At 62.0% G+C, this 12,260-nt stretch carries 11 protein-coding genes; 6 read left to right on the top strand and 5 right to left on the bottom strand.

From position 1 onward, the window contains the following. The 4 genes from ABIB99_RS39940 to ABIB99_RS39955 all read right to left on the bottom strand — a co-directional run. Positions 1 to 353: 2-dehydropantoate 2-reductase N-terminal domain-containing protein (locus tag ABIB99_RS39940; protein ID WP_354181159.1), on the bottom strand; the 353-nt coding region annotated here is incomplete at its 3' end. Between the two features lie 176 nt (positions 354 to 529). After that, on the bottom strand, positions 530 to 1,471 hold the full coding sequence (gene fcl, locus ABIB99_RS39945) for a GDP-L-fucose synthase (protein WP_063979724.1): 942 nt from the start codon (positions 1,469 to 1,471) through the stop codon (positions 530 to 532). Beyond that, positions 1,452 to 2,522 (bottom strand): GDP-mannose 4,6-dehydratase, encoded by a 1,071-nt coding sequence (gene gmd / locus ABIB99_RS39950; protein ID WP_063979719.1) that lies wholly within the window; start codon positions 2,520 to 2,522, stop codon positions 1,452 to 1,454. Before gmd ends, fcl begins: the two co-directional genes overlap by 20 nt. Before the next feature lie 164 nt (positions 2,523 to 2,686). Further along, complete coding sequence (locus ABIB99_RS39955; protein WP_038960118.1) at positions 2,687 to 3,706, bottom strand: NAD-dependent epimerase; 1,020 nt, start codon at positions 3,704 to 3,706, stop codon at positions 2,687 to 2,689. Between the two features lie 269 nt (positions 3,707 to 3,975). Between ABIB99_RS39955 and ABIB99_RS39960 the strand changes: the two genes are divergently transcribed. Together ABIB99_RS39960 and ABIB99_RS39965 are read left to right on the top strand one after the other, a co-directional pair. Next, positions 3,976 to 5,091, top strand: a complete 1,116-nt coding sequence (locus ABIB99_RS39960) for a glycosyltransferase family 4 protein (protein WP_063979720.1) — start codon at positions 3,976 to 3,978, stop codon at positions 5,089 to 5,091. A 98-nt stretch (positions 5,092 to 5,189) separates the two neighbouring features. After that, a complete protein-coding gene (locus ABIB99_RS39965; RefSeq protein ID WP_081369340.1) occupies positions 5,190 to 6,350 on the top strand; it encodes a glycosyltransferase in 1,161 nt (386 codons plus the stop codon). Positions 6,351 to 6,361: 11 nt separating this feature from the next. Here the strand turns inward: ABIB99_RS39965 and ABIB99_RS39970 are convergent, their stop codons facing one another. Further along, positions 6,362 to 6,505 carry a hypothetical protein gene (locus ABIB99_RS39970; RefSeq protein ID WP_166084269.1) on the bottom strand — a complete coding sequence of 48 codons (144 nt, stop codon included), beginning with the start codon at positions 6,503 to 6,505 and terminating at the stop codon, positions 6,362 to 6,364. A 543-nt stretch (positions 6,506 to 7,048) separates the two neighbouring features. Between ABIB99_RS39970 and ABIB99_RS39975 the strand changes: the two genes are divergently transcribed. From ABIB99_RS39975 to ABIB99_RS39990, 4 genes are all read left to right on the top strand, one after another. Beyond that, positions 7,049 to 8,272: a polysaccharide biosynthesis/export family protein gene (locus ABIB99_RS39975; RefSeq protein ID WP_245328408.1), complete on the top strand. Its 1,224-nt coding sequence runs from the start codon at positions 7,049 to 7,051 to the stop codon at positions 8,270 to 8,272. 160 nt (positions 8,273 to 8,432) lie between these two features. Next, complete coding sequence (locus ABIB99_RS39980; protein WP_063979727.1) at positions 8,433 to 9,725, top strand: glycoside hydrolase 5 family protein; 1,293 nt, start codon at positions 8,433 to 8,435, stop codon at positions 9,723 to 9,725. Beyond that, the gene (locus tag ABIB99_RS39985) at positions 9,608 to 10,954 is read left to right on the top strand and encodes a glycosyltransferase family 4 protein (protein ID WP_245328409.1); all 1,347 of its coding nucleotides are present in this window, start codon (positions 9,608 to 9,610) and stop codon (positions 10,952 to 10,954) included. The genes ABIB99_RS39980 and ABIB99_RS39985 overlap by 118 nt, the downstream gene beginning before the upstream one ends. 57 nt (positions 10,955 to 11,011) lie before the next feature. After that, the gene (locus tag ABIB99_RS39990) at positions 11,012 to 12,223 is read left to right on the top strand and encodes a glycosyltransferase family 4 protein (protein ID WP_166350071.1); all 1,212 of its coding nucleotides are present in this window, start codon (positions 11,012 to 11,014) and stop codon (positions 12,221 to 12,223) included. Positions 12,224 to 12,260: the final 37 nt, after the last annotated feature.

The raw sequence follows: 12,260 nt of genomic DNA on the forward strand, positions 1-12,260 counted from the left end.
ACGACGACGGTGAAGCCCGACAGCGACTGCGCGATCTCGCGCGCGGCGGCGTAGACATAGGAGAGATCGGCATGACCGTCGCCGCGGCGCGAGGGGGTGCCGACCGCGATGAAGACGGCATCGGCGTCCGCGACCGGCTTCGACAAATCGGTGGTGAAGTCGAGCCGCTTGGCCTTCACATTGGTCGCGACCAGCTCGTCGAGCCCAGGCTCGTAAATCGGAATCTCGCCGCGATGAAGCGCCGCGATCTTCTTCTCGTCCTTGTCGACGCAGGTGACGTCGTGACCGAAATCCGCAAAGCAGGCTCCGGACACCAGTCCCACATAGCCCGTTCCGATCATCGCGATTCGCATGAAAAACTCTTTCCGTTGAAGACGGATGTTCCACTGAACACCCTAGACCATTTCTGTATCCGGCCGCACGCCCAACATTAGGGCAGGTTGCTTCGCGAACCGAATAAACCTTAACCGCCGCGCGTGACAGGCGTTGCGGTCATCTCCTGAAATACGCGACATGCATTGGTTGCATTCTACGTATGCGACAGATACGCCGCGTAAGCGCGTCTCACGCCGTCCTCGAGCGAGGTCGTGGCGCGCCAGCCGAGCTTGGCGAGACGGCTGACGTCGAGCAACTTGCGCGGCGTGCCATCGGGACGCGAGGTGTCGAAGCCGATCTCGCCGCCGTAACCGACGATGTCGGCCACGACCCGCGCGAACTCGGCGATGGTGATGTCCTCGCCGGTGCCGATGTTGACCAGCTCCGCGCTCGAATAGGTCTTCATCAGGTGCACGCAGGCATCCGCCATGTCGTCGACATAGAGGAACTCGCGCCGCGGCGTGCCGGTGCCCCACACGATGACGCTCTTTGCGCCTGCGACTTTTGCCTCATGGAAACGCCGGATCAGGGCGGCGACGACGTGGCTCAATTCAGGGTGATAATTGTCGCCGGGACCGTACAGATTGGTCGGCATCACGCTGATGAAGTCGCTGCCATACTGGCTGCGATAGGCCTCCGCCATCTTGATGCCGGCGATCTTGGCGATCGCATAGGGCTCATTGGTCGGCTCCAGCGGGCCTGATAGCACCGAATCCTCGCGCAAGGGCTGCGGCGCCAGCTTCGGATAGATGCAGGACGAGCCCAGAAACATCAGCTTCTCGGCGCCGTTGAGATGCGCGGCCTGGATCACGTTCGCGGCAATCGCGATGTTGTCGTAGATGAACTCGGCACGCAGCGTGTTGTTGGCGACGATGCCGCCGACCTTGGCCGCGGCGAGGAAGATCACTTGCGGCCGCGCTTTCACGAACCAGTCGAACACGGCGGCCTGGTTGCAGAGATCGACCTCGCGCCGGTCGACCGTGACGAGGTTGACGTCCTCCCGCGCCAGCCGGCGCACCAGCGCGGCTCCGACCATGCCGCGATGGCCGGCGACATAGACGGTCTTTCCCCTCAGCTCAAACGGTGCGTTTGCCACTGGCCGCATCCCGCTTTGCCTCCGCCAGGTCGCTTGCCATCATCTCCTCGACGAGCTGGGCGAAGCTGCGCTTCGGCGTCCAGCCGAGCACCTCGCGCGCCTTGCTGGCGTCGCCGACGAGGAGATCGACCTCGGTCGGACGGAAATAGGTCGGATCGATCTTCACCACGGGCTTGCCGCTCGTCTCATCGACGCCGGTCTCCTCGACGCCCTTGCCGCGCCATGCGATGCGGCGGCCGACATGGGCAAAGGACAGCTCGACCATCTCGCGCACCGAGCGCATCTCGCCGGTGGCAAGCACGAAGTCGTCGGGCTTGTCGGCCTGCAGGATCCTGTGCATGCCCTCGACATAGTCCCTGGCATGGCCCCAGTCGCGCTTGGCTTCGAGATTGCCGAGATAGAGCGTCTGTTCCAACCCGACCTCGATACGCGCGACGCCGCGGGTGATCTTGCGGGTCACAAAGGTCTCGCCGCGGATCGGACTCTCGTGGTTGAACAGGATGCCGTTGCTGGCGAACATGCCGTAGGCTTCGCGGTAGTTCACCGTGATCCAGTAGCCGTAGAGCTTGGCGACGCCATAGGGCGAGCGCGGATAGAACGGCGTCGTCTCCTTCTGCGGGATCTCCTGCACCAGGCCGTAGAGCTCGGAGGTCGAGGCCTGGTAGAACCGCGTCTCCTTCTCCATGCCGAGGATGCGGATCGCTTCCAACAGGCGCAGCACGCCGATGGCGTCGGCGTTGGCGGTGTATTCCGGGCTCTCGAAGCTGACGGCGACGTGGCTTTGAGCTGCGAGATTGTAGATCTCGGTCGGCCGGATCTGCTGCACCAGACGGATCAGATTGGTCGAGTCCGTCATGTCGCCGTAATGCATCAGGAACGGCACGTTGCCGACATGCGGGTCCTGGTAGAGGTGATCGACGCGCGCGGTGTTGAACGAGGACGAGCGCCGCTTGATGCCGTGCACGACATAGCCGAGCGACAGCAAATATTCGGCGAGATAGGCGCCGTCCTGACCGGTCACGCCGGTGATGAGAGCGATCCGCTCAGCCATGGGCCCGCGCCTGGTTCGGGGTCAAAGAGGTTCAGAGGGACGGGATAACCACCGTTCGCGCCCGCTGACAAGGCCGCCGGCGGTCAAAAGCGCAAGAACCAGCGCAAGAACCGGCTTAAGAGCCGGCATTCCCGGGCGACACGCAGGTGCCGTCGCCCGCGGGATCAGACGCCGTGGTACTTCCGATACCATTCGACGAAGCGGCCGAGGCCATCCGCGATCGACGTGGACGGCGAGAAGCCGACGTCGCGCTGGAGCGCGGAAATGTCGGCGCGCGTCTCCAGGACGTCGCCGGCCTGCATCGGCAACAGCTGACGGATCGCCGGCTTGCCGATGATCTTCTCGAGCGTCTCGACGAACTCCATCAGGTTGACCGACCTGTTGTTGCCGATGTTGTAGACGCGATACGGCGCATAGCTCGACGAATTTTCCGGCCGCTCGGCATTCCACGCGGGATTCGGCGCCGCGGGCCGATCGAGGGTGCGGATCACCCCTTCGACGATGTCGTCGACATAGGTGAAGTCGCGCCACATGTCGCCTTTATTGAAAATCCTGATCGGCTCATTCGCGAAGATCGCGCGCGTGAACAGATAGGCGGCCATGTCGGGCCGGCCCCACGGGCCGTAGACGGTGAAGAAGCGAAGCCCGGTCACCGGCAGCTTGTGAACATGCGCAAAGGTATGCGCCATCAGCTCGTTGGCTTTCTTGCTTGCGGCGTAAAGGCTGACCGGATGGTTCACCGAATGCTCGGTCGAATACGGCAAGGTGCGGTTGGCGCCATACACCGAACTCGACGAGGCGTAGACGAGATGCGCCAGACCATGGCGCCGGCCGGCTTCGAGCACGGTGACAAAGCCGTCACAATTGGCCCGGATGCTGGTGATGGGATCGTCGATCGACGCGCGCACGCCGGGCTGCGCCGCCAGATGCACGACGCGATCGGGCGAGACCTCGTCGAAGACGCGCGTCACTGCGGCGAAGTCTGCGAGATCGATCTTGTGGAATTTGAACCCTGGATGGTGTTCGAGCGTTGCGAGACGCGCACGCTTCAGCGCGGGATCGTAATACGGAGTGATTGCATCGATGCCGACGACCTGCTCGCCACGTGCCAACAGCCGTTCACAAACATGCATTCCGATAAAGCCGGCAGCACCGGTAACGATCACTGGCCGCAAAGTTGTCATCTCGTTCATTCCGCGGAGCATTGCCAGACCAGGACATGAGAGGCAAGGTTTGGACAGTCACGACAATCATCAAATCAGTCGGCCCATGTAAGCGCATCGAAATGTGTAGGAAACATGATGGCGTCATGCACGATCGCATGCTATCCGCCTGCAAGGATGCTCGGACGATAGCGCCACATGTGCTAGACGTCATAGAACGTATATTCGGCGCCTGATGCTCAGTCTTCGAGCATTGTTCGCGCAAGAACCCGCAAAGAAAAAGATCGACTTTGAAACTCTCCATCAACGGCAGGTTCCTGTCACAATCGCTCACGGGCGTGCAGCGCTACGCCGCCGAGATCGTCAAGGCGATGGACCGCTTGCTCGCGAGCGGAGAGGCCCCGCGACAACTGCTGGATGCAGAGTGGCAAATCCTTGCGCCGCCGAATGCGCAGACGCTTCCAGGTCTTCGCCGCATCGCCATCAAGCAGATCGGATCTTTGCAGGGGCACGCGTGGGACCAGATCGATCTGGCGCGCGCCGCGGCCGGCACCCGTCTCGTCAGTCTCGCCAATTCCGGCCCCGTACTCCACCGCGACCATCTCGTCGTGATTCACGACGCGCAGGTTTTCCGGCGGCCGGACTTCTTCAGCTGGCGCTACCTCGCCCTGCACCGGACGCTCGGCCATCTGCTGGCGCGCACGGCAACGATCGCAACAGTTTCGGCGTTTTCACGCAACGAACTTGCCGAGGTGCTGTCGCTGGATCCGGCTTCGATCCCCGTCATTGCGAACAGCGCGGAACATTTTGCGACCGTCGCGCCCGACTTCTCGATCATCGACAAGCTGCGTCTTGCGCCCCATCAATTCTTCCTCTTCGTCGGCTCGATGACGAAGAACAAGAATGTCGATACGGCCATTCGCGCCGCCGAGCAGCTTGGCCGCGCCGACTTTCCGCTGGTCGTGGTCGGAGGCGATAACAGCAAAGTGTTCGGAGGCGCGGCCACGGAATCGAGGTCCGGCGTTGTCATCGCCGGGCGCCTGAAGGACGAGGAGATTGCCGCGCTGTTCTCCCAGGCCGCCGCGTTCGTGTTTCCGAGCCTTTATGAGGGATTCGGCGTGCCTCCCCTTGAGGCGATGTTCTTCGCCTGTCCGGTGATCGCGAGTTCCGCCGATGCCGTGCGCGAGACCTGCAACGATGCCGCCGTCTATTTCGATCCGCTCGACGCGGACGAGCTGTCGGCGCGGATGCGCGAAAGAATTGAACTCGGCAGGATATCGCCGGCGGAACAGGAGAAGCAGCGGCAGCGCCTTATGACATATTCCTGGGCCAAGTCCGCCGCAGCGATGCTCGAATTCCTCGCCAAACCGGCATCCCGATCCACATCCGACCGTGCGAAACAATGACGCGGCCCGATTATTGCTGCTTAGCGAGGTTAGACGTGCGCCTGCAAGATCCGGCGTCTCCAGTATCTGGCGCCTTCAAGACAAGGAAGGAATGACCGTTGTCCAGCGGCCTGAAGATTCTGCATGTCGCCGAAACGGTCCGTGGCGGCATCGCGACCTACCTCAACGAGCTGCATCCGCACCAGAGCGCGAGCTTCGGCCCCGGCAACGTCAACTATGTCGTTCCCTCCGACCATCGCAGCGACCTGGTGAACATCGAGGACGACGCGGTCACCACGTTTCCGCGCGACGGACGCAACGCGGTCGGCCTGTTTCGCATGCTGTTTGCAACCATGCGCGCGGTCCGGCAGCTTCGTCCTGACGTCATCCACCTGCACTCGTCGTTCGCCGGGCTCGTGGTGCGCCCGGTGCTCTGGCTCACCTATCGGCGCTCGCGCATCGTCTATTGCCCGCACGGCTGGGCCTTCGGCCGCGAAACCGGCCGCCTCAGCCGCGAGGTGACGAAGTTCACCGAGCTCGTGCTGTCGAAATTCACCCATCGCATCGTCTGCATCTCGGAAAGCGAGCAGGCCGACGCCAAGCAGGTCGGAATCGCGGCGAATCGCCTGGTTCTTGTGCACAACGGGATTTCCAAGCAGCGTCCTGCGCTCGACAAGGGCGCAGCGCAATGGCGGTCGGAGAAGATCAAGGTCCTCTTCATCGGGCGCCTCGACCGTCAGAAGGGCTACGATCTCCTGATCGAGGCGGCGCGCGCACTCGGAGACAAGCTCGACGTGCGCCTGATCGGCGCCTCGGTCGTCAGCAAATTCCGCAGAAGCGATCTGCCCGCCAACGTCTCTTTTCTGGGCTGGATGAACCGCAACCAGATCGAGGCCGAGCTCGACCAGGCCGACATGGTCGCGATTCCCTCGCGCTGGGAGGCGTTTGGCCTGGTCGCAATCGAGGCGATGCGGGCGGCCAAGCCGATCATTGCCTTCCGCATCGGCGCCCTGCCCGAAATCGTCGAAGACAATGCGACGGGCGTGCTGTGCGACGAAGTCTCGGCCGAAAAGCTGGTTGAAGGTTTTCAACGCGCAACCAGGCTCGACCTGGCTGCGGTCGGCCGTGCCGGATATGAGCGTTTCACCCGCCTCTACGACATCGAACAGACCCACCGCACGCTCAGTCAGGTTTATGCCGACGTTGTGCATGTGCGGATGAGCGAATCCGGGCAGCAGGCGAAGTTGCAGTCCGATTTCCCGAACAATCTGCGATCGTAGCGACCGGCTGATCAGGCCAGCCGGCGGGCATCGCCCTGCGCGAACTCGCCGTCATTCACGCGTTTATCGGAGAACGACCAAGCAATGGCCGATGCGACGATCATCGCGCAGGTGAGAAAGCCGGCCGCGAACAGCAGTGATCCGGTGTGCAACATCGTCTTCGCCTTCCTTTTGTTTGGCCGACCACTAGCCGGATCAGGATTAGGAAGACCTTACGGACGCCAGCGTGACGCCAGCTTCCAAATCTAAGCGTTAACGGAGGTGGAATCCCGTCGCAGAAACATTGGTCCGATGCCCCGGCGAGAACGTCCGCTCGGGCGCGATGCCCGCCGCAGGACGACGAAAACACAACGCAGAATCACTCAGGACGGGATCCAACACTTGAAGTTTATGGCGATGTCATCTCGCGACAATGCCGTCGCATCTGCATGTCCGTCGCCGCACGCTGCTCATTGGTTCGATCGCAGTCTCAATCGTGACATCGATCTGACACGTGTATGTATGGTTTGCGAACTGCTTATTTAAGAGGATGTTCCGCACAAATTTTGGACAGAGATTTCGGCGTGTATCCACGTTCACAAGTGGCAATAAGGTCACAGCCACAAGTGCTTTACCATAAAGTCGAAGACGTAGCAGTGACTCCGCAGCACGGGATTTGTACGGTGATTCCGATTTTAGATGAGTGCGAGGGAATAGTGGTGGCTAAGACCGAACGTTTTGATTTTGATTTCGGTATTAGCCGAATCCTGGCCGTTGCTGCGATCAGCTTCTCCTTGGCGGGTTGCGGTAGCTTCATTCCGTTAGACGCTCCTGATGCCGTCGCAACGCAAACAAATGCGGCGCTGATCACCGAGCCGAGCGCGCCGCTGGCCTATGCCCTGATGCCGGTCAATCCGGCGATCCTGCAGGCGACCAACGCGTTCACGGACTCCGCCGGAATGGTGTTCTCCCGCCTTCCCGGCGGCAACTACCGCGACGTCACCATCGGCATCGGCGACATCGTCACCGTGACCGTGTATGAAGCGCAGGCAGGCGGCCTGTTCATTCCGCGCGAAGCAGGCGTGCGGCCGGGCAACTTCGTCGACATTCCGCGCCAGCAGGTCGACCAGTCCGGCAACATCAACATCCCCTACGCCGGATCGATCAAGGTCGCAGGGCTGACGCCGCGCGCCGTGTCGAACATCATCCGCGAGCGTCTCAAGGACCGCGCCATCGACCCGCAGGCCGTCGTGAGCGTGGCGGAACAGCGCGGCAACCAGATCAGCGTGCTCGGCGAAGTCAACTCGCCGCTCCGCTTCCCGGTCGATCCGGGCGGGATTCGCCTGATGGGCGCGATCGCGCGCGCCGGCGGCCCGAAATATCCGTCCTACGAGAGCACGATCACGATCAAGCGCGAGGGCCGCACCTACAGCGAGACGATGTCCTCGGTCGTGCACAACCCCAACGAGGACGCGCTGCTCGCTCCAGGCGACGTCGTCTTCTTGACCCGCATTCCGCGCGTCTACATGGTGTTCGGTTCGACGCCGTCTCCGGGATCGATCGGCGGCACCAACAACCGTCGTTTCACGTTCGAGAACGACAACATGTCGCTGGCTGAAGCCATCGCGAAGGCAGGCGGTCTCGACGGCGCCCGTGCGGACTCCAAGTCGATCTACGTCTACCGTTTCGAGCCCAAGCCGCTGCTGGAGAGGATCGGCATCGCCGTATCCCAGTTCCCGACCAAGTCGGTCCCTGCCGTCTACAAGTTCGACATGAGCAAGCCGGACGGCTGGTTCCAGGCGGATACGTTCAGGATGCGCGATCACGACGTGATCTCGGTGGCGGAATCGCCGTCGATCGAATTCATCAAGCTCATGGCCCCGCTGAACGCGGCAACCGCCAACGCGGACAACATCAGCTCGGTGGTCGTGAACTCCAAATAGCCCAACTCAGCGCGCTCAATGACGAGCGTGCAGACAAGGCGGCCCTACCCCATTGGGGCCACAGAAGAGTATTAGCCTTGTCGGGTTGACGCGAGCAGGAGTGGACACGAGCGTGACCGAGCAAAACAGGAAACGCGCCCTGCGTCGTTTCTGGATGTTGATGTGCGGGCTCTGCGTCGCGGCCGGCCTCTCATATCCTGCAGACGCACAGAACGCGCAGCCGCTCGATCAGCGCTTCCTGCTGGGCGTCGGCACGCACCAGGGCCTCGGCGGCGTCACCAGCGCCCGCGGCTATGTGCCCGCGACCGCCATCAAGCAGATGAAGGAGCTGGGGGTCACCTCGTTCCGCGACGACTTCCCTTGGTCGGATTTCGAGCTGCCCGGCAAGCGGCTCGGCTTCAATGCCCTGAACGGCCGCCTCGAGACCCAGATCAGGTCCGGCGTCGGAATCCCGCTGCTCATTCTCGGGACCGGCCATCATCTCGTCCCGAATTCCGATCCGCCGACGACCGACGAAGCGCGCCAAAGATTCGTCACCTATGCCGCGGCAGCCGCGCAAGCGGTCGCATCGCGGCAGCCGATCTTCGAGTTGTGGAACGAGTACAATCTCAGAGCGCGCGCGGAGCCGCTGTTCACCGTCGAAAATTATGTGACGCTCGCCCGATCGGTGCAGCCCGCGGTCAAGCAGGCGGTGCCGTCCGCGCCTTTCGTGGTCGGAGCGCTGGGCGACGATCCCGGCTGGAAATGGACCGACGCCCTGCTGAAGACCGACCTGCTTCGTATCGCGGACGGGATGTCCATTCACATCTACAACCATTGCCTGTCACCGGCCGGGCGGACCGCAGCCGAGGCGATCGAACGGCTGCAAAATCTTCATCAACGCGTCGCACAGGCGACCGGCAATCCCGACTATCCGATCTATCTGACCGAAACGGGCTGGCCGACACCAAGCGCGAAATGCGGCGTGACCGAGCAGCTTGCCGCCGACAACATGGCGCAGATCATCCTCTGGGCCTCGACCGCCGGTCCCTGGCTCAAGGGGATATGGCTCTACGAGCTGAAGGACAGTGGGACGAAGCCTGGTGAACTGGAGGACAATTTCGGCATTTATCATTTCGACAATTCGCCGAAGCCTGCCGTGTGTTCCATTCGCGAAAGCTGGGCCTTCATCCGCACCAGCTTGAAGGCAACGCGAACCACGCCGGCGCCCGGCGTCGTGCAGATTCGCAGTGACAGTGGATCGGAAACGAAACTCGCGCTTTGGTCGGAGACTGCGTCGAAGCGCTTCGAAGTTCGATTAAAAAATGCGGAACCGAATGCCGAGATCAGATATGTATGTCAGCAAGCGCCGGGCCCTGCCGCCGGCGCCTGGACGGCGTTATCGACAACGCCGTTGCTTGTCAGCGTCAAGGGCACGGCCGTGCCGGATTTCGAGATCCGGCCATCGAACTGACGCTGCGGCGGGCTGCTAATCCGAGGCTATCCTTGAAAATACTGATCGTTAACACGCTCTATCCGCCCGAGATCATCGGGGGCGCCGAAGTGTCTGTGTCGCTGCTCGCGGAGGCGTTCGTCCAGCGCGGCCATCAGGTGTCGGTGGTCTGCCTTCAGAAGAAGCAGGAACGCACGATCGACGAACTCAAGGGCGTGCGCGTATACCGCGTGCCGATAGACAACGATTACTGGCCGTTCGGCAACGACAGGAAGCCCTCCTCGGTCCAGCGCCTGAAGTGGCATCTCAAGGACACATGGAATCGCAAATCCGCGGCGCGGTTCGCCGAAATTCTCGAGATCGAGAAGCCCGACGTCGTCCACACCAACAACCTCACGGGCTTCTCGGTCTCGCTGTGGTCGGAAGCCAGGCGGCGCAGCATCAGGATCGTGCACACCCTGCGCGACTATTCCCTGCTCTGCAAACGCTCGACGCTGTTTCGGGGCGATGCGACATGCGCGCAGCGCTGCACCGTCTGCGCCGCCATGACGTCGCCTTATCTGCTGGCCTCGCGTATGGTCGATGCGGTGGTCTCGAACAGCCAATTCGTGCTCGACCAGCACACCAGGCTGAAATATTTCCCCGGCACCGATGGCCGCGTCATCTTCAACATCGCCGATCCAAGCTCCGTGGTGCCGTCACCAGCTTCGAGCTCGGATGATCTGATATTCGGGTTCATCGGGCGGCTCGAGGCTGAAAAAGGTATCGAGGTAGTCCTCAAGGCGGCCGAGCAGCTTCCCGACGAGGGCTGGCAACTGAAAATCGCAGGAAAAGGGCTTGAGGATTACGTGCGGGGGCTAAAAAGCCGCAGCGGAAAGAAGATCGAATGGCTTGGCTTTGCCAAGGCAGCTGAATTCTATGCCAGCATCGACGTCTGCCTGGTGAGTTCGGTCTGGCCGGAGCCGCTGCCGCGCACGTTGATCGAAAGCATCAACGCCGGCCGGGCGACGATTTGCTCGACGGCCGGTGGGATTCCCGAGATCGCGGGGTTTTCCAATATGGTTGGGTCCTACGAGCCCAGCGATCATAGGCGACTGGGAGAATTGATGCTGAAGGCCGTCAACGAAAGGTCACACTGGAAAGTCTCCCGGCCTCCGCAGCCAGGATTCGCCGAGAGGTTTTCGGCGGATTCAGTGACAGGACAATATTTGGACGTCTATTTGAACAACAATCGAACCAACCGGCAATAAGCCGAAACGGAGATTTCAGCAAAGCCATTTGGCAGGATAGCTGGACAGACCTTTTCGATGAAGATCCTTATCACGTCATCCCTCTATCCAACGCCATTGGCACCGAAGGTGGTCGGGGGCGCGGAAACGTTCGTCCGCCGCCTCGCCGAGACCCTGGTCGGGCAGAACGACGGCGTGGAAGTGATACGTGCCGCGTCCGCATCGAACCAGCAGATGGAGACCTGCAACGGCATCGACGTGTATTCGGCGCCCGTACACAACATCTATTTCCCTTTCGCCAAGCAGCACAGTTCGCCGGTGCGCGGCATCTGGCACGCGATCGAGGACTGGCAGACAATGTCGGAGCTCGTTGCGGCGCGCATCAAGGCCTTCAAGCCTGACATCCTGCACTCGAACAATCTCTCCGGCCTGACGACCGCGGTGTGGCGGACCGCCGCCGAGCTCGGCATTCCGGTCCTGCACACGCTTCACGACTATTATCTCACCTGCCCGCGCTGCTCGCGCTTCTCGGACGGACATGCCTGCGAATCGAGCTGCATGAGCTGTCAGATCCTGACCCTTCGCCGTCGCGGGGCGACGCGACATCTGGATGCCGTCGTCGGCGTCAGCCAGCGCATTCTCGACATCCATACCCAGCTCGGCCTGTTCACGCAGACACCGCTGAAGATCGTCATTCGAAACGCCTCGACCGCCGACGTCGGCAACGCAGACACCGCGATGGTCGACGGCACCGTCACGTTCGGCTTCATCGGACGCCTGACCGAAGAGAAGGGCATCTACAATCTCGTGCGCGCCATCGCGACGATTCCGCCTGACCGGTTTCGGCTCGTCATCGCAGGCCACACAACCGAGAGCCAGCAGAAGCAGCTCAAGGCGCTCGCTCCGAATGCACGGATCGAATTTCTCGGCTTCGTACAGCCGAAGCAGTTTTACGAACAGGTGAACGTGGTGGTCGTCCCCTCGGTCTGGGAAGATCCCTGCCCGCTCGTCGTCGCCGACGCGCAGGCCGCCTGCAAACCCCTGCTCGGCACGCCGTTCGGCGGCATTCAGGAGGCGATCAAGCCTGGCGTGACCGGCTGGCTGACGTCGCCCGATCCCGCCTCGATCGCCAAGAGCATTTCGGCGATCATCGAAGCGCCGCAGCAGATCGTGGAGATGAGCGAGCGATTGAAGTCCGGCATCGACAAATGGGTTTTTGACGACGTCGTCGCCGGCTATCGCAACGTCTACGACGAGCTCACGCGCGGCCGCGGCACGCCTCGCACATAGCCGAAGCTGACGCAGATGCCGCCAATGGCCCTCAACC

Source organism: Bradyrhizobium sp. LA6.1 (assembly GCF_040547805.1).
GTDB lineage: Bacteria > Pseudomonadota > Alphaproteobacteria > Rhizobiales > Xanthobacteraceae > Bradyrhizobium > Bradyrhizobium barranii.

Coding starts and splice junctions, on each gene's coding strand:
- gmd (WP_063979719.1), bottom strand. CDS start 2,522: ATGGCTGAGCGGATCGCTCTCATCACCGGCGTGACCGGTCAGGACGGC.
- ABIB99_RS39955 (WP_038960118.1), bottom strand. CDS start 3,706: ATGACAACTTTGCGGCCAGTGATCGTTACCGGTGCTGCCGGCTTTATC.
- ABIB99_RS39970 (WP_166084269.1), bottom strand. CDS start 6,505: ATGTTGCACACCGGATCACTGCTGTTCGCGGCCGGCTTTCTCACCTGC.
- ABIB99_RS39980 (WP_063979727.1), top strand. CDS start 8,433: ATGTGCGGGCTCTGCGTCGCGGCCGGCCTCTCATATCCTGCAGACGCA.
- ABIB99_RS39985 (WP_245328409.1), top strand. CDS start 9,608: ATGTCAGCAAGCGCCGGGCCCTGCCGCCGGCGCCTGGACGGCGTTATC.
- ABIB99_RS39990 (WP_166350071.1), top strand. CDS start 11,012: ATGAAGATCCTTATCACGTCATCCCTCTATCCAACGCCATTGGCACCG.